This window comes from Ruficoccus amylovorans (genome assembly GCF_014230085.1).
In the GTDB taxonomy this organism is placed as follows: Bacteria; Verrucomicrobiota; Verrucomicrobiia; order Opitutales; family Cerasicoccaceae; genus Ruficoccus; species Ruficoccus amylovorans.
In genome coordinates this window covers 12,192-29,888 of record NZ_JACHVB010000034.1, presented here as the reverse complement: position 1 = coordinate 29,888, position 17,697 = coordinate 12,192, and the positions used below count along the sequence as shown (strand labels likewise).

At 60.7% G+C, this 17,697-nt stretch carries 15 protein-coding genes; 11 read left to right on the top strand and 4 right to left on the bottom strand.

Annotated features, from left to right (window positions below; genetic code table 11):
* Positions 1-178: 178 nt before the first annotated feature.
* From H5P28_RS10725 to H5P28_RS10715, 3 genes are all read left to right on the top strand, one after another.
* Positions 179-1,447, top strand: a complete 1,269-nt coding sequence (locus tag H5P28_RS10725) for a DEAD/DEAH box helicase (RefSeq protein ID WP_185675702.1) — start codon at positions 179-181, stop codon at positions 1,445-1,447.
* 261 nt (positions 1,448-1,708) lie between these two features.
* On the top strand, positions 1,709-2,587 hold the full coding sequence (locus H5P28_RS10720) for a tetratricopeptide repeat protein (protein WP_185675701.1): 879 nt from the start codon (positions 1,709-1,711) through the stop codon (positions 2,585-2,587).
* Between the two features lie 136 nt (positions 2,588-2,723).
* On the top strand, positions 2,724-3,239 hold the full coding sequence (locus H5P28_RS10715) for a response regulator (RefSeq protein ID WP_185675700.1): 516 nt from the start codon (positions 2,724-2,726) through the stop codon (positions 3,237-3,239).
* Between the two features lie 293 nt (positions 3,240-3,532).
* Here the strand turns inward: H5P28_RS10715 and H5P28_RS10710 are convergent, their stop codons facing one another.
* The 3 genes from H5P28_RS10710 to H5P28_RS10700 all read right to left on the bottom strand — a co-directional run bounded on the left by H5P28_RS10710 (position 3,533) and on the right by H5P28_RS10700 (position 7,405).
* The gene (locus H5P28_RS10710; RefSeq protein ID WP_185675699.1) at positions 3,533-6,094 is read right to left on the bottom strand and encodes an alpha/beta fold hydrolase; all 2,562 of its coding nucleotides are present in this window, start codon (positions 6,092-6,094) and stop codon (positions 3,533-3,535) included.
* Between the two features lie 70 nt (positions 6,095-6,164).
* Positions 6,165-6,902, bottom strand: a complete 738-nt coding sequence (locus H5P28_RS10705) for an NRDE family protein (protein ID WP_185675698.1) — start codon at positions 6,900-6,902, stop codon at positions 6,165-6,167.
* Complete coding sequence (locus H5P28_RS10700; protein WP_185675697.1) at positions 6,890-7,405, bottom strand: DinB family protein; 516 nt, start codon at positions 7,403-7,405, stop codon at positions 6,890-6,892. The genes H5P28_RS10705 and H5P28_RS10700 overlap by 13 nt, the downstream gene beginning before the upstream one ends.
* Positions 7,406-7,682: 277 nt before the next feature.
* On the opposite strand from H5P28_RS10700, the gene H5P28_RS10695 reads away from it, so the two are divergent.
* The 4 genes from H5P28_RS10695 to H5P28_RS10680 all read left to right on the top strand — a co-directional run bounded on the left by H5P28_RS10695 (position 7,683) and on the right by H5P28_RS10680 (position 10,788).
* Entirely contained in the window at positions 7,683-8,618 is a 936-nt protein-coding gene (locus H5P28_RS10695; RefSeq protein ID WP_185675696.1) for a hypothetical protein, read from the top strand.
* A 124-nt stretch (positions 8,619-8,742) separates the two neighbouring features.
* Entirely contained in the window at positions 8,743-9,375 is a 633-nt protein-coding gene (locus H5P28_RS10690; RefSeq protein ID WP_185675695.1) for an SGNH/GDSL hydrolase family protein, read from the top strand.
* A 230-nt stretch (positions 9,376-9,605) separates the two neighbouring features.
* Entirely contained in the window at positions 9,606-9,857 is a 252-nt protein-coding gene (locus H5P28_RS10685; protein WP_185675694.1) for a hypothetical protein, read from the top strand.
* A gap of 484 nt (positions 9,858-10,341) precedes the next feature.
* Positions 10,342-10,788, top strand: a complete 447-nt coding sequence (locus tag H5P28_RS10680; RefSeq protein WP_185675693.1) for a PAS domain-containing protein — start codon at positions 10,342-10,344, stop codon at positions 10,786-10,788.
* A 217-nt stretch (positions 10,789-11,005) separates the two neighbouring features.
* Here H5P28_RS10680 and tatC read toward each other — a convergent pair whose 3' ends face one another.
* A complete protein-coding gene (tatC, locus tag H5P28_RS10675; protein WP_185675692.1) occupies positions 11,006-11,827 on the bottom strand; it encodes a twin-arginine translocase subunit TatC in 822 nt (273 codons plus the stop codon).
* 129 nt (positions 11,828-11,956) lie between these two features.
* Between tatC and ppdK the strand changes: the two genes are divergently transcribed.
* The 4 genes from ppdK to H5P28_RS10655 all read left to right on the top strand — a co-directional run bounded on the left by ppdK (position 11,957) and on the right by H5P28_RS10655 (position 17,626).
* Entirely contained in the window at positions 11,957-14,713 is a 2,757-nt protein-coding gene (gene ppdK / locus H5P28_RS10670) for a pyruvate, phosphate dikinase (RefSeq protein WP_185675691.1), read from the top strand.
* 106 nt (positions 14,714-14,819) lie between these two features.
* Entirely contained in the window at positions 14,820-15,353 is a 534-nt protein-coding gene (locus H5P28_RS10665; RefSeq protein WP_185675690.1) for an acyl carrier protein, read from the top strand.
* A 151-nt stretch (positions 15,354-15,504) separates the two neighbouring features.
* Complete coding sequence (gene hflX / locus H5P28_RS10660; protein ID WP_246456054.1) at positions 15,505-16,791, top strand: GTPase HflX; 1,287 nt, start codon at positions 15,505-15,507, stop codon at positions 16,789-16,791.
* Between the two features lie 184 nt (positions 16,792-16,975).
* Entirely contained in the window at positions 16,976-17,626 is a 651-nt protein-coding gene (locus H5P28_RS10655) for a response regulator (RefSeq protein ID WP_185675689.1), read from the top strand.
* Positions 17,627-17,697: the final 71 nt, after the last annotated feature.

Genomic DNA, 17,697 nt, shown 5'->3' with positions numbered 1-17,697 from the left:
GTGCTGATAGGTTTTATACCTGCACTGTGGAGCATGTTCGCTCCGCGCGCCCGGCGTCCCGCGCGGGGTGCCACCTGTACCGGGCGATCGATCCGGGCTCGCGCACTGTTCGGTGCCGTCTCCATCGCTCTCTCCCCGGCTGTGCCGGGGCAGTTGCCCGGTTTTTCCGAAAAAACACATGTCAGATATTACATTCCACGATCTGCCGCTGGCAGAACCACTCCACCGCGCACTGGGGGACCACGATTACCAGACCCCCTCCCCGATTCAGGCCCAGGCCATCCCCGTCATTCTGGAAGGACGCGACCTGCTGGGAAGCGCCCAGACCGGCACCGGCAAAACCGCCGCCTTCGCCCTGCCCATCCTGCACCGCATCCACACCCGGCCCCGCGAGCTCAAGCCCCGCGAAGTCCGCGCCCTGGTCCTCGTGCCCACCCGCGAACTGGCCGTCCAGGTGGACCGCAGTTTTGAAAAGTACGGCACCTACGTCGATTTCCGCGCCCTCGTCGTGTATGGCGGGGTCGGTTTCGAGAACCAGATCCAGACCCTCAACAAGGGGGTCGAAGTCCTCGTGGCCACGCCCGGACGCCTGCTCGACCTGCACAGCCAGGGCTGCGTTGACCTGAGCAATGTCAAAGTCCTCGTGCTCGACGAGGCCGACCGCATGCTCGACATGGGCTTCCTCCCCGACATGCGCCGGATCATTTCCCTCCTGCCGAAGGAACGCCAGACGCTCTTTCTCTCGGCCACGCTCGGCCACACCATCCAGTCGCTGGCCAAGTCCATCCTGACCGATCCGGTGACCGTATCGGTCGCTCCGCCCTCCTCCACCGCCGAAAAGATCGAGCAGGAAGTCCTCTTCGTCCGCAGCAATGACAAGGCCGACCTGCTCGCCCACCTGCTCCAGAAAATGGACGACGATGAGGTCGAACTGATGCTCGTTTTCTCGCGCACCAAGCACGGGGCCGAGCGGCTGGTGAAAAAGCTCCGCCAGGCCGGCATCCAGGCCGACACTATCCACGGCGACAAGACCCAGGTGGCCCGCGAAAAGGCACTGGACAAGTTCCGCGAGGGCAAGGTCAAAGTGCTCGTTGCCACCGACGTGGCTGCACGCGGGATCGACGTGAAGGGCATTTCTCATGTGGTCAACTACGACTTCCCGAATCAGCCCGAGTCCTACGTGCACCGCATCGGTCGCACCGCGCGCGCCGGCGAGGAGGGCAAGGCCATCACCTTCTGCGCCGACGAGGATATGAACGTGCTCTGGGACGTGGAAAAGATGATCCGCCAGCCCATCACCATCCGCAGCGACCACCCCTACCACTGCGAGGACCTGGCCGAAGTTCACCTCGGCCGCCGCGAAGCACTCAAAAAAATCACCACGCAGGAACGCCCCCGCCGCCGCAACCGCGGAGGCGGCCCCGTCCGCGTGCGCAAGGTTTTCTAAAAGCCGCCCACAGCCCGCAACGGGCACCTCTTGTCATGGAAAACAACTACAGTTTCCTGTCGGCAAAATCACTAAAGTCCCGCCAGGGACTTTTTTTGTGTGCGACGGCCAGCGTGTTCAAGCTGCTTCAGGGGCTGTTCAGACCCGAGTTTAGAAATGACGCAGCGCCCGCTCCGAGCCGGCGAAAGGTTATTGAACGCCAGGCCGCAAAAAGATTGAACCGCACACCAGCCATCGCATGCTAACGAAGTCTTGAACCCCTTGCCAGCCGACCGAAAACTCCTTTCCCTGACCGCGCTCATCTGGCTGCTGGCTCCCGCCACGCAGGCTCTTTTTCAGGCGCGCCCGGTTCCCGCCAGTCCACTGGTGGCCCCGTCCGGCTTCGGAGAGCGGCTGTTCTCGCTCGCCTACGTCGTGCTGGAGCACATGGGCTGGTGGCTGTGGCCCTTTGGGCGGGACTGGGTCTTGCGGCCGCTCGACCCGCCCGCGATGTTCGCCATCAACCTGCTCTTCTGGCTCATCCTCGTGCTCATGCTTCGGCACGCCTTCCGCCTCCGCCGGTACAACCCGTGGGTCGCCGTCGGACTGGGCTGGGCCGTCCTGTGGCTGCTTCCGGTCGGGATTTTTATCGAACTGGGGTGGCAGCCGTTTTCCCAAAAGTACCTGCTCATCCCCGGACTGGGACTGGCGCTGATGATGGCCAGCCTGATTCTCCAGTGCGTGCGATTCGCCCGCCGCCCGCGCTGCCCCCGCCCGTGGAAACACATGTATGCGTTTCTCACGGTGGTGCTTTTGGTATGGGTTGTCTGCCTCGGAGTCGAGGATGGTATCCGCTGGTCCAGGGATGCGGACGAACGCGTCCGCCACACCGCCCTGACCAACACCGGCAACGCCCCTGCCGCCGCCGCGCTGGCCCGGATCGAAGCCGCCTCGGGAAACACCACGCAAGCGGCGGAACTGCTGCTGCGGGCCGAACGCGCCGCCCCCTGGTACCGGGAGTTCCCTTACCTCAAAGCCGAGGTCCTGATTGAGTCCGGCGACCCGGCATCAGCCCGGCACTACCTGGATCACCTGCTGAGCCAGGACCCCGGCGACACCCGGGCCGCCGCCCTGCTCGCGCTCAGCCACGAAACTGAGTAAGCCCACCCCCCCTCTCCTAACCTGCACCCGCCACCACCCCGTCGAGCGGTACCCGTCGCTTTTTTTAATCCCGGGAAACCATTGCGCGGGTCCAAAAAAAGGGGTAAGGTAAAAGCCACCTTGATGAAGGCACGCCGTGTTGAAAAAACGCCGGATACTCGTTGTTGAAGATAATCCCCAGGAACGCCGTCTGATCGCGCACTACCTGGGGATGGATACAGATTTTTCCAATCACGTCCTGGAAGCCGGTCAGGCGGACGACGCCCTGAACTACTGCCGGGCCCTCCGCCTGGATGCCATCGTGCTCGATATCCAACTGCCGGGCATGAGCGGGCTGGACTTCATGCTCGAACTGAAGCGGGTCTTCGGCAGTCTCTACTGGCCCATCGTCGTACTGACCGGCACGGGCGACGAGGCCACCGCCGTCGAGGCGATGAAACGCGGGGCGCAGGACTACCTGCAAAAGCCCGCCCTCTCCCCCGAACGCCTGCTGCGCGCCCTTAACAACGCCATCGAACGCATGGCCTATCAGCGCGCCTCCGAGGAGAAGCTGTTCAAGCTCACCCAAGACAACCAGCGACTTGAGCAGGAAAACCGGGAACTGCGGGCAAAACTGGAGAATGCCGCCCGGTGTCTCCCGCCGGACGAGTGAGCGATAAAGGCGTGGTCTGGACGGTTCTTTTTTTTACCACCGAGGCGCATGGATTTTATTAGAGCGTCTTCAAATAAAGTCGTAGCCGTCAAAAAGGGCCGAATGGCTAAATGATTAAATGGTTAATTGTTATTTCCTACGTTCGGAATCCAACAATTAACAATTAGCCATTTAGCTATTCAAAGTTTGTGGCTACAGTATTTTTTGAAACGCGCTAAGGGACAAGCCCTGAGTCATTTTCGCGCTTCAGTATGCTTTTTGTGGTTATAACATAAAATGTCCTGAAAACGGATTCACGCCTCAAAGGACTCGCGCACGCTCCGCCTGAAAATCGCCTTCACGGTCGCACGCAACGACAAGGGCCGGTGCCCCTCTTGGCGGTTCCAGGCCGCGATCTCGAAGGCGAGCCTCCACTGCTCGAAAAGCGTGCGCCAGGCGAAGAGTACTGAATGCTTCGGGTCATAGATCCAGGTCGCCTCGGAGCTGACGCCGTTGAGTTCGATCACGGTCAAATTCTGTCCAGCCCGCAAGTCCTCCTCCGAGGGCACGCGCACATCGTAGCGCCCGAAATAAAACCCTTCAAACGTGTCACTGACCCGCTGGAACCATTCACGCAGCGGCTCGGTAGCCAACTCGCCACCATCGAGAAAGAGCGCCCCCCGACAATGCGTTCCCAGCTCCGCCAGCACATATTTCTCCCCCGCGGGGACGACTTCGCTGAGCCGGTCGCTGTGCTTTTGCTCAAAAAAGGCCTCCATGCACACGGCCCGGTTGTCGGCCAGGATAAGCTCCTCCAGCGGGCGGCGCCCGTCGCCCGTCACCGACGTAAAGCGCTTGTCTGTGATTCCGAAGATTCGCCCCTTTTCTTCCCAAGGCAGGCGAACGTAAAAAACTCCGTATTCACGCCCCGGCACATAGCGTTGTGCGATGACCGAGAACGGGCATTCCTCGAGATATACGCGGGCCGCTTCCCAGTCGCGAATGATGGCGACGCCGCTACCGCGCTCCCCGATATCCGGCTTGAGCACGAGCGGAAAGCCCAGCCCCCGCTCCTCCATAAAGGCCCGCAATCGACGCTCCTTTTCATCCGCCGGAGCATCCGCATCGAGCGTCGTCCACTCGGCGACGGCTTCGCCCGCGCCCCGGAGCTTGCCGAGGATATCGGCCTTGGATTCTCCGGTGAAGCCGCTGCCGTCGGCCATGCCGGGATTCACAGCAGTGAAGAGGGTCAGCCCCCGGTTGCGCAGCCCCAGCCACAGGACATACAAAGCTACTGGCGGATAAAAAAACCACGCGGGCCAGTACTCCCAGCGCGCCCAGCGCCGCCAACGCCCATAGAGCTTGCGCCGCCCGCGCCAGGTGAACATCGGAACAACCAGGTGCAACAAGAGCATGATTCCGACCACCATCCCAAGCAGGCCAACGATAGCGTACTTCTCGAAACGCTCGAAGTAGCCGATGAACGCATCGCCCAGCCACCAGGCCAGCCCGACCAGACAGGGCGTCCACGCCGCCGCCGCGATAAAGAAATAGAACATGAACTTGCCCGTGGGCATATGGAGCATACCCGCCCCGAAGAAGACCGGGATGCGCGTGCCCGGCATAAAGCGCGAGAGCACGATCAACATCGGCCCGCGCTGCTGGAACCATTCCTCCATCGAACTGAGGTCGCGCTCCTTGAGCATCCACTTGATCGGAGCGTGATGCAGGGCCTTGCGCCCGAAGACCCGGCCCGCCAGGTACAGCAGCATGTCGCCGACAAAGATACCAAAGATGCAGGCCACCGTCCCGGCCCAGAACGGCACCACCCCGCGCGCGGCCAGAAACCCGGCGGAGATACAGGTCAAATCCTCAGCCACCTGCGTCCCGGCGACAAGCAACGCGCAGTAAAAGGCCAAGGTTCGCCCGGCGGCCTCACGACGCGCCACCGGTTCGTCCGCCGCCGCCTTGAGCAAGCGCTCCGGCGAAGCCTCGCTGCGGATTTTCGCCGCGCCCGTTTTCACTTCTTCCAAAAACGTCTTCACCCGCGCGGCCACCTCCTCCGGCTGATGCACGGGCAAGAGGTGACTGCCCGGCATCATCTCAAGTTCGCTCTGGGGGACAATGCGGTGATGCTCCCGCGCCGTGGAAGGCGGAACGTAAAAATCCTGATCGCCATGCACAATGAGCATGGGGCCGTCATACGTTTCCAATACACTGCGCAGGGGCCGCTGATCGCTGTCCCAGAAGCTCCGGGCGTAGGGTACATTAAACATCGACCGGTCGAGCAGGCCGAAGTGCGGCAGCACCTCGCGCGCACCAGTCAGGATCAGCAGTTGCATCCCGTACAGACCGTGGTTGAGCGTGTAGTCGCCGGTCAGCTCGTAGTCCTGCACGCCGATCCCCGAAAGCAGGGTCAGGCTCTCAACCCGCTCCGGGGCGATCTCGGCCACGTTCAGCACCACGCCGGAGCCCTGGCTATAGCCCAGCATGCTGGCCTTCTCCAACCCGAGATGGTCCATCAGGTCGAGCACGGCCCGTGCCTGCGCACGGATGGAGTAGTCGGGCACATCGCGGGTCGAGGCCCCGAAGCCTGGCAGGTCCGGAATAATCAGGCGCGCCTGCGCGTTGAGCGCCGGAACGAGTCCCTCCATCGCCTCCGGCATCAGTGGAATCCCGTGGACGAGAATCAGTACAGGCGCATCCTTGTCGCCGGAAGCCGACGGCAAATCCCGGTAAGCCAGTTCGATCTGGCCGCCAGTCTCGCCGTCCCCCCGCCACTCGGGTAACACCACCCGATCCTGTCCGGGGCGCAATGACCCCGTGGGCGGCAGCGTGAAGTGGCGCCACAGGTACGAGGCCAACAGCGCCAGCAAGAATACCCCCAGCAGGATTAGCCGGAGCTTCCGGCCCCCGCGCCTTTTCTTTTGTCCACCCTCTACCATCTCAGCAAATGCGGGGCTGGAGATTAATGCTGACCGGCGCGGCGAACTCCGCCCGACCGGGAACTTTCTGCGAATAAGTCATGGTAATCAGTTCGGGCCGCACGACCACCTGGGTCAGGCTGACCGTCTCGGCATCATCGCGCTGCATGAAGACCGAAAAGGCTCCGGCATCGACATGGTGCTCGCGGTGAAAGGCGAGCAAATCGGACGGGGACATATCGCCACGCTCCGCCACGATGGACGCGAAACGCTCCCGGCGATGCCGCACCGTCTGCTCGGATAAATAAGAGGAAGATGTAAAAGGCATGCTCGCGTGCGGGTTGTCCGTCTCCGCAAGCCGATGGCCATCCCAGCCACAGGCCGCATCCGACCCGTCAGGAGACACCGCGATTATCTGAAAAGGCCGGTAGGAGAAAAGATCCTGCCCGCGCAGGCGATTTTTGATCTCCTCCACACTGCGGCAATCAGCCATGCGCCGGACAAGGCAACCCCGGCTGACCAACGGGCCGCGAGGCACCGGACGGCGCAACGGGTACTGGTTGATCAGGCAGACGCTCAGGCCATATTCGTTGACCAGCAACCAAGTGCCCCCGGCGTCAGCGTCACGGGGGCTGAGGTAGCGTACTCCGTCCAGCACCAACTCCTCCGGCGGCAGGCCGGGCAAACGCGACTTGAGCTCATCCCGGTTGAAATACAGCTCGTAGCCATCGGCTGCTCTCCACCAGGTTACTGTGCACATGGAGGTTGTCCGCGATGGCGCAACGTGCTGGGAGCCACGCCGAAGGAAGGTTCCGTCCCGATCCCGCGCAGCCGGCAAATAACCGCGATAAGCGCGTAATGGTGCACGGTATGGCCAAGCAGAAACTGAAGCTCCCGATGAACACTTGAACGAGCCCATCCACCGGGCTCACTGCCCGTATCCATCACGACCTCGACCGGGGCCTTCAGCTCTTTCTCACCAAGAGCTTCGAGCGCTTCAATGAGTGTGTTCAGACGGGCTACAGCCTGCGCAGGGTCCGTCTCCACCACCCGATCGCGCGAGCGCGCATCGTAGTCGATGCGGCCCGCGGGCAAATCGCGGACAAAACAGGCGTAGTGATCAATCAGGTGGCGCATGTGCTCCCCCACGCTGGCGTCAAAACAAGCCGATTCGGCTCGCGTATATTCCGGAACAGGCAATGATTGGAGCAGCTCCATCCCCTGGCGCAGACAGCGCACATTATCTTGAATCGCTTGTAACATTACCGTTGCTGCGGGGTTATGAAGTCGCGTTGTGGCACCGCCCATGCTTCAGCCAGGATGGCACAGTCGAGATCACCATAGGAACAAGAGAGGATAGCAGATGACATTTTGCATACCTGTGTCGCTTTTGATGCTTGAATTCATTTTAAATAGCAAGGATTCCTTTCCCGACGAAGCATCGCCTTCCGGCCTGCTTCCGACAGAAGGCCAACCTCTGTTGGCGGCCCATTTTGGTCGTTGACATTATTCTTATTGCTTTTTGAATAATACCTGATCTATGCGTTTAACAGCTAAAATTTTCGCCGCATCCGCCCTGCTTTGCGTAGCCGCGGGCACCGTTTCCGCCCAGCAGTTGACCACCTCGGGGACCTTTCTGGACATCTTTTCGCCGGAAGTCCCTCTGGGCCTGACCATCGGACAAGGGGTCAGCTACACACTCCCAAGCAACCTCAAAAGCGGGGCCACCGGGGAAATGGACCTCCTTGAGCTCGAAACGACCCTCAGCTACAAGAAAGGCTGGAAGGACCAACGGCTGAACGTGACCTTTGACTACGGCTACAGCAACTACAACTGGTCCAATGGCGCGCCCGACTACTTCAGCGACGTGAGCCAGCTCACACTCAGCGCCATCTACCAATACCAGTTCGACGCCAGCGACTGGGGCGCGTACGTCATGGCCAGCGGCAGCCTCGGGGCGGAGTCCGGCAATGCCTCCCTCACCGCGGGTGACTCCTACACGGCCAGCTTCGGGGCCAGCTACGAGTTCTTTAAAAATTTCTCCTTCTCCTTCGGCGTACTGGTCATCTCCGACCTGGAACAAGGCGTGCGCTACTGGCCGGTCGCCTTTCTGGAATGGACAATCAATGAAAACCTGCGCCTGCGCAGCTTCAACGGCGTGACGCTCGTTTACGACGTCAATGCCGACCAGGAAACCGTGCTCGACTTCACCGTCCAGTACAACTCCAGCAGCTTCCAACTGAACAACCAATACATCCCCACCACCGGCACCTACACCAACCCGGCGGTCGAGGCCCAGTCCGTCACAGCCGGTGTCGGCATCACCCATCGCTTTGGCGGTCCCTTCTACGTGCGCGGCTATGTTCAGGGCGATTTCATGCGCGAGTACACTTTCCGGGCCTACCGCAACAAGTACCAGACCATCAAGGCTGAGCCGGGCGCGACTTTCGGCTTTGAAATCGGGGCGAACTTCTGAACGCTCCACCCGCGCACAAGCCTCGGCCATGCAGTGCAGGCAAGCACTCAGGATACACCAAGAGAATTCTTCGCCCACTATCCTTTCGGCTTTTCAAAGCCAAACGGCTCATTAGGTTTCCTGAATGAGCCTTATCTTCAAAGCTGACCAAACCATTCTCTTTCAGGGCGACAGCATCACTGACTGTGCCCGTGACCGCGAAGACCACGCCGGTATGGGCAACGGTTATGCCTCTCTCGCCGCCGCCTGGCTGAACGCCGCCCGCCCCGAGCTGAACCTGACCCTGCTCAACCGGGGCATCAGCGGCAACCGCGCCATCGACCTCTCCGACCGTTGGCAGAAGGATTGCCTGGATCTGAAGCCGGACTGGGTCTCCATCCTGATCGGTGTCAACGACACCTGGCGCCGCTTCGACAGCAACGATCCGACCTCGACCGAGGACTACACCCGCCACTACCGCGACATCCTCACCCGCAGCGCCGCTGCCGGGATGGGGCTGATTGTGTGCGAGCCCTTCCTCCTGCCCGTGCCGGAAGACCGCAAGGCCTGGCGCGAAGATCTGGACCCCCGCATCCACGCCGCCCGCGAACTGGCTCGCGAGTTCAAGGCCATTTACGTTCCCTTTGACGGCGTCTTCGCCGCCGCCTCCACCCAGCGCCCCTGCGAGTTCTGGGCCCCCGACGGCGTTCACCCAACCACCGCCGGACACGCCCTCATGGCCCGGCACTGGCTGCGGGCCGTCGGCCTGTGCGCCTGATCCGGCAAGCGCTTCGATTACAGAAAGCGTGGAGGCATCCATTCTTTGCCCCACGCTTTCTGTCACCGCACGCCCCAATACCCCGACAAGCCCTCTGACCAGGGGAATATCAACCACTATTCCCTTGGCTGAAAATCGGGCCTACCCTTCTCCAACCCCATGAAACAGTAGGCTTATCAGACCTATAAATTTATTTTGACTGCCCCGCTGTCTTCATCCACGTTAGCCGCATGGAAACCGAAAACCGGAAGCTGATAGGCGTAACAGGCGCGCTCGTCGATGTGGCGATCGCCTTCTGCGTTTTTCTCGTCTTCATGTTCGTTATCATCCCCCCGCACGTGCCGATCTATAATCCGACCTGGAAAATGATCTTCTCCGGCTACTGCTCCGTGGTGATGGGCGGTTTCACCTGGCTGGCCCTCTGCCTGTTCCGCGTCACGCTCGTTGACCAACTTCGCCGCCGCAAAAGCGAATCGAAATAACCGCCGCCTTCCCCGCGCTGAGCGATCTGCCAGACTTGGGCGAAAGCCAACTTCTTTAAAAATCACCGGGTAAACGCCCGGTGATTTTTTGTTTTTTGGATCAACCTGATGCCATTAGATGGCATTAACACCCGGCCTCATTCGCATAAATACTTATTCTGTATTTTTCATCATCTCTACCTAGAGAAGCAGACCACCCTCCCGGCAAGAGACATCTCCCGGTCCTCGCTCTATACCATAAAAAGCCTGACGCCTTCTCCAGAAAGGGATCCAAGGGCACCCCACCTCACTTCAGATACGTTTGGGCCCAAGGCATTAGGATAGGTTGGCTTTCCCGGTACATTAGAAAACTTAATTCATTGCCCGTGAGACTAAAATAATACTAATCTTTTATTGATTTTGCCATGAGTATGACTAATGTCACATCAACATGACGACAGCAGCCAAAGACCGATCAGCCTCTTCCAGGCATCGCACCCTCCCGGTGCGGAGCTCGAAGGAGTCGATCCGTCAGGAAGCCTCTCGCATCGAGCGACTTTCGCATCTGCGCCGCGTCATCGAGGTTATGCCCGGCGCGTGGTTGATTCTCAACCGCCACCGCCAGGTCGTTTTTGCCAACCGCACCTTTTCCGGGCTGCTGGACATGGCCAGCGACAGCCTGTTCGGCGGCCTGCGTATCGGAGAAATCCTCGGATGCCAGTCCTCGACCCTGCGCCGCACCGGCTGCGGAACCGCTCCGGGCTGCGACAAATGCGCCATCACCACGGCGGTGGACAAGGCCTTCGAAGGCGAGGAAGTCAAGGACGACTGCCGCCTGCGCATCGCCAACGGCAGCAATCATCAACTTTGCACTTATCAAATAACCACCCGTCCGGTTGAGACCCGGGTCGGCCGTTACGTACTTTTATCCCTCCTGGAGGTTTCTTCGTGAAGCTTTCAGAGGTATAGACAGAGAGAATAGATTAGGGGATTAACCGGCCATTTAGTGCCGGCGTGGGGAGTCCGGGGTGAGAGACGGACTCCCCCTTTTTTTGCCCGGACATCAGGCCCGCCACGAGCAAGGCCCCCGAACCCGCCCTCCTCTTGGACAAAAGCGAGCATGCTCTCTCCAGACCGGTCGGCATCCGTCCCCTTACCGGGATTTTTAATCAATCCTCGTCCAGGTATTCCGCCATCTCGGCTTCGCGTTTCTTCACCAGCCGATCACCCACGAGAATCGCCGACTCGAAAAACAGGTACAACACCGAGGCCAGCATGAGCATGGTGATCGGATCGCCCCCGGGAGTAATAAGTGCCGCGGCGATCAGGATCCCGACGACCGAGAATCGCCGGTACTCCCGCAATTGCCCCGGCGTCACCACCCCGATATACTGGAGAATAACCAGCACCAGCGGGAACTCAAAAGCCAGCCCCACCCCGATCATCAGCCAGATAACAAGATTGTAGTAGCTCTGGGCGGTCCAGATGATCCCAAGCCCGAGCTTTTTGTTCAGGTACAAGGTGACCTCCAACCCCGTCGGCAAAACCACAAAATAGGCGAACAGGCAGCCGAACAAAAACAGCAACAGCGTGCAGGCACAGGCCGGGATGAGGACGCGTTTTTCCTTTTGGGTCAGCCCCGGAGCCACGAAGCGGGAAAAATTATAGAGCACAAAAGGCAGGCCGAGAGCCACGCCCCCGATCATGCACACCTGAATGATCACCATAAACACCCCCATCACGCTGGTGGTGGTCAGCGCCACCAGACCGGAGGGCTCGTTGGCAATCGCCCGGTCGAGCGGGTAGCGCAGCACGGAGAAAAAACTCGGAAAGAAAAAGGCCGTGATCACAACGCCGGCCAGCACGGCGCTCATACTGCGCAAAACAGCCCAGCGTAATTCCTCAAGGTGGTCGAGTAAACCCATCGTGCCGGGCTCCCTTTCCTGGGAGTCTTCGGCAGCCTCATTGACGTTCTCGGGTTCGTCCATCATAGACAGGGGCCAGCTTTCCGTTGACAGGTGAGCTGGAAACCCTTTTCTATCGCCGTTTCCTTACCATCGTTCAATACTTAAACCACGCACGCGCACGGTAATTTCGCCGTCGCCTCACCTACAAACAGCATGCCCAAGAAAGCAGCAAAGAAAACCGCACGCTCGGCCAAGACCAAAAAAGCGAGCCCCTCCAAGGCCGTCAAGTACGTCTACGAGTTTGGCAAGAAAACAGACGGTGACTCCAGCATGAAGTCGCTCCTCGGTGGCAAAGGCGCCAACCTCGCCGAGATGGCCCGCATCGGGCTTCCGGTGCCCCCCGGCTTCACCATCACCACGGAAGTGTGCACGTACTACTACGACAACAAGTGCACTTACCCCAAGTCCCTCCAGGCCGAAGTCAAGGCCGCCGTCGCCACGGCGGAAAAGGAAACCGGCAAGAAGTTTGGTGACAGCACCAACCCGCTGCTGTTCTCCGTCCGCTCCGGCGCGCGTGAGTCCATGCCCGGCATGATGGACACCATCCTCAACCTCGGCCTCAACGACAAGACCGTCAAGGCCCTGGCCGAACGCTCCGGCAACGAGCGCTTTGCCTACGACTGCTACCGCCGCTTCATCCAGATGTACGGTGACGTGGTCATGGGCGTGCAGTCCCGCAACGAGTCCGAGCACGAGCCGTTCGACGAAGTCATGGACGGCCTGAAAAAGGAAGCCGGCGTCGAACTCGACAGCGACCTTTCCGCCGACGACCTCAAGGAACTCATCAGCCGCTACAAGAAGCTGATCAAGTCCCGCACCAAGAGCTCCTTCCCCGAAGATCCCTACGAGCAACTCTGGGGCGCCGTCGGTGCCGTCTTCGGTTCCTGGCAAAACGAGCGCGCGATCCTCTACCGCCAGAAGTACAACATCCCCGCCGCCTGGGGCACCGCCGTCAACGTCCAGGCCATGGTCTTCGGCAACATGGGTGAAACCTCCGCCACCGGCGTGGCCTTCACCCGCGACCCCGCCAACGGCGAAAACGTCTTCTACGGCGAGTACCTGATTAACGCCCAGGGCGAAGACGTCGTCGCCGGCGTGCGCACGCCCAAGCCCATCGCCATGCTGGCCGAGGAAATGCCCGTCTCCTACAAGGAGCTTGAGGCCGTCCGCAGCAAGCTGGAGAAGCACTTCAAGGACATGCAGGACTTCGAGTTCACCATCGAGGACACCAAGCTCTACATGCTCCAGACCCGTAACGGCAAGCGCACCGGCCTGGCCGCCGTCCGCATCGCCGTGGAAATGAACAAGTCGCGCCTGTGCAGCGAAAAGGCAGCCGTCAAGCGCATCCCGGCTGACTCCATTTCCAGCCTTCTGGTCCCGGTCTTCGACACCGACGCCATGAAGAAGTCCAAGCCGATGACCTCCGGCCTGCCCGCCGGCCCCGGCGCCGCCACCGGCGTCATCGTCTTCTCCGCCACCCAGGCCGAACAGCAGGCCCACAAGGGCCACAAGTGCGTCCTGTGCCGCGTGGAAACCTCCCCGGAAGACCTCCGTGGCATGATCGCCGCCGAAGGTATCCTGACCAGCCGTGGCGGGGTCTCCTCGCACGCCGCCCTCGTCGCCCGCCAGATGGGCAAGGTCTGCGTCTGCGGTGCCCACGATGTCATCATCGACTACGAAAAGAAGACCCTGACCGTCGGCAAGACCGTCCTCAAGGAAGGCGATTACATCTCCATCGACGGCACCTCCGGCGCGATTTACGCCGGCCAGATCCCGACCGCCCCGTCCGAAGTTGACCAGGTGCTCAACGGCAAGCTCAAGGCTTCCAAGAGCTACACCTACCAGCTCTTCGACACGGTCATGAAGTGGGCCGACAAGTACCGCAAGCTCGGTGTGCGCACCAACGCCGACACCCCGGCCCAGGCCAAGACCGCCGTCGCCCTCGGCGCCGAAGGTATCGGCCTGACCCGTACCGAGCACATGTTCTTCGAAGGCGACCGCATCGACTTCATGCGCCAGATGATCCTGGCCAGCGACGAAGCCGAACGCCGCAAGGCCCTCAAGAAGCTCCTGCCCTTCCAGCGCAAGGACTTCACCGGTCTGTTCAAGGCCATGGAAGGCCGCGCCGTCACCATCCGCCTGCTCGACCCGCCCTTGCACGAGTTCCTCCCGCACGACGCCGCCGCGCGCAATGCCATCGCCGAAAAGCTGGACATCAGCTCCGAGCTCGTGGCCGAACGCGTCAAGAGCCTGCACGAGGAAAACCCGATGCTCGGCCACCGTGGTTGCCGCCTGGGCATTTCCTACCCGGAAATCACCGAGATGCAGGCCCGCGCGATCTTCGAGGCCGCCGCTTCCTGCCTCTCGGGCAAGAAGAAGGTCCCGGTCAAGGTCGAGGTCATGGTCCCGCTGGTCGGCTTCGCCGCCGAGCTCAAGCTCCAGACCGAGGTGATCCACAAGGTCGCCGCCGAAGTCATGGCGCAGAAGAAGGTCAAGATCGACTACCTGGTCGGCACGATGATCGAAATCCCGCGCGCCGCTGTCCGCGCCGCCGAGATTGCCGAGTCCGCCCAGTTCTTCAGCTTCGGCACGAACGACCTGACCCAGACCGGTCTCGGCATGAGCCGTGACGACGCCGGCAGCTTCCTGCAGCGCTACAAGGATCTCGACATCCTGCCGCAGAATCCCTTCGCCAGCATCGACCAGGCCGGCGTGGGCAAGCTCGTCGAAATGGGCGTCCAGGGTGGCCGTTCCACCCGCCCCGACATCAAGCTCGGCATCTGTGGCGAGCACGGGGGCGACCCGGCTTCGATCACGTTCTTCCACAACGTGGGCCTGAACTACGTCAGCTGCTCGCCGCCGCGCGTGCCGGTTGCCCGTCTGGCCGCCGCCCAGGCCGCCCTCGCCTAACCCGCGCAGCGCGACATCCTTTCAAGAGCCCCGGCCTTCGCGCCGGGGCTTTTTTGTTGAGTTCATAACCACAAAGGCACAGGCTAACGGTACTGATAACAGACCGATGGGACTGGAAATCGTAGAGTTTTTTATGTGCATCGAGGAAACCTTCGATGTCGAAATAGACGAGTCTACCGGAGTCCAGCTAGAGACTCCCGAACTCGTAATAGAACACCTGACAAATGTCCTGAGTGCATCCTCGGCTTCGGGGCTCCCTTGTCCTCATCTCAGGGCATTTACTCTTCTAAGACGGTACACCAAACTGGTTGGCGCATACAATCAGCCGCTGAAGATGGAAACAAAGCTGAGCAACATCTTCCCGCAAAATACGCGCCGGCACTGGAATGCACTTATTGCTTCAGCGCGAGGGGATCGCCCGCGAACGAGAGATAACTTTCTGCTGTTCTGTAAACCATGGACGGTCAGAAGGACGATCCAGAACATGACTCAAAGTCATTTACGGAAACTCTTATTTCCCAATGAAAGCTGGGATCGTTCATGGATCGTATTCGGCGTCCGAAACGCAATTGAATGTGTGACCGGAAAAACGAACTACCCGATGAACGGACACTTCGTTAAGGACATTGGGATGGGTTAACCAACCGATTCACGTTCGCCTCCATATCGTTCAACACGAGGAAATATTTCACACCGAGGCCACGGGGTTCACGGAGAAAAAAGCCGCAGCATTTTGCTCGCTGTATTCCTTTGCGTCTTTGCTCCTTTGCGGTTAATCCCTCCTTTTTTCCATGATCGATACCGACGACCTCAACCCGATGATACGCCGCGCCTGCCTGCTGGGCGTCGAACGCCCCGGCATGAAATCCGGCGAGGCCGAGAGCCTGCTCGACGAGCTGGAGGAGCTGGCAAGCAACCTCGGGATCGGCATGGGCCTGCGCAAGATCGTCCGCATCCGCGAGCCGCAGGCGGCGTTCCTGCTGGGCACGGGCAAGGTAAAAGAAGTTCTGGAGGAAGTCGCCCGCGAGGAGTGCGACTCGATCATTTTCGACGAGGAACTGACCCCGGCCCAGCAACGCAACTGGGAGCGCGAAGCCGGGGGCAAGATCCTCGTCATCGACCGGCAGGAAATCATTTTGGACATTTTCAACAGCCGCGCCTCGACCAAGGAGGCCAGCCTCCAGGTGGAGCTGGCCCGGCTGGAGTACATGCTCCCACGCATGAAGCGCGCCTGGAGCCACCTCGACCGCCAGCGCGGAGGCGGCGCCGTCCAGCGCGACGCCGGGGAAACCCAGCTCGAAATGGACCAGCGCCTGATCCGCACGCGCATCTCCCGGCTCAAGACCGAGCTCAAGGATGTGGTGCGCCACCGCGAGACCCAGCGCAAGCAGCGCATGAAGGTCCCGCTCCCCTCCGCCGCCATCGTCGGCTACACCAACGCGGGCAAATCCTCCCTCCTCAACCGCCTGACCGGCGCTGACGTGCTCGCCGCCGACAAGCTCTTCGCCACGCTCGACCCGACCACCCGCCGCATGGAGCTGCCCTCCGGCCAGCCGATGCTGGTCACGGACACGGTCGGCTTCGTCCGCCGCCTGCCCCACCGCCTGGTCGAGGCGTTCAAGGCCACGCTCGAAGAGGCCATTGTATCGACTTTTCTGATACACGTGGTGGACGCGTCCAGCCCCGAGGCCGAGGCGCACTTCAAAACCACCATCAGCGTGCTCAAGGAACTGGGCGCGGACATGAAAAACACCATCACCGTCTTTAACAAGATCGACCGCGGCATCGACGGGCTAAACGAAGCCGAACTGCGCCACGACCACCCGGAGGCGATTTTCATCAGCGCCCGCACCGGCGAGGGCATCGACAGGCTTTTGGACAAATGCGAGCAGATGCTGCGCGAGTTTGGTCAGGCCATGACCCTGCTCATCCCCCACGATCGCTACGACCTCATCGGCAAGCTCCACCAGGCGGGCGCCGTCCGCTCCGAAGAGGCCCAGGACGAGGGCGTACTCATTCAGGGCACGATTCCCACCCGGTTGCTGGACATGGTGAAGGAGTTTTCCACCAACGGCTAATATACTCCTCTTTGCTTATCAAAACACCCGGACCGCCAACCGCAAGTACGGATAATTCGCCTCCGTCCCAAGGCATTTTCCCGCAGCTTCTCAGGCAAATAACCCCTTGCAGACGGCCCTTTCCCTCCCCCGAAAGGGGATTGCCAAGCGGCGGACGGGGCTTGTACTATGGTGAAAATTCCTCATGAAACGCGTCGTTGTTGTTGAAGACCAAACCATCCTGCGGGACCTCATCTGCCGTCTGCTGGAGTCGTACCCCGGAATAGAAGTCGTCGGCGCGCTGGCAGACGGGCACGAGGCCCTGCGCGAGATCAACGAGAAAAAGCCCGACATCGTTGTGCTCGACATCATGCTCCCGCAGTTGAACGGCGTGGAAGTCCTGCGCCAACTCAAAAACAACGACCGCAAGCCCGACATCCTCATTTTCTCCGCTTTCCCGAGCAAGAACGTGGTCAAAAAAGTCCTCGAAGCCGGGATCGAAGGCTTTATCGAAAAGGACGCCAACCTCAACGAACTGGAGGTGGCCATCGAAAAAATTGTCGCCGGGCAGAGCTACTTCGGCCCGCGCATCGTGGACATCATGCGCGAGATCATGATCAACCCCACACAGGGGGATTCCCTGGAGGAGTTGACCCCGCGCGAGCGGCAGGTGCTCCAGCTCATCGCCGAGAGTTGCACGAGCAAGGAAATCGCCTCCAAGCTCGACATCAGCGTCAAAACCGCCGACACCCACCGCGCCAACCTGATGAAGAAACTCGGTGTGCACGACGTGGCCGGGCTGACCCGCCAGGCCCTCGCCTTCGGCTTGATTGACAATCCACGCCCGCTGAGCTGACCCGCCCGCCCCTGTCGGCGGTGTATGCGGGGAAATACTTCGGATTGACAATATCCGCTAATCGTCTAGAT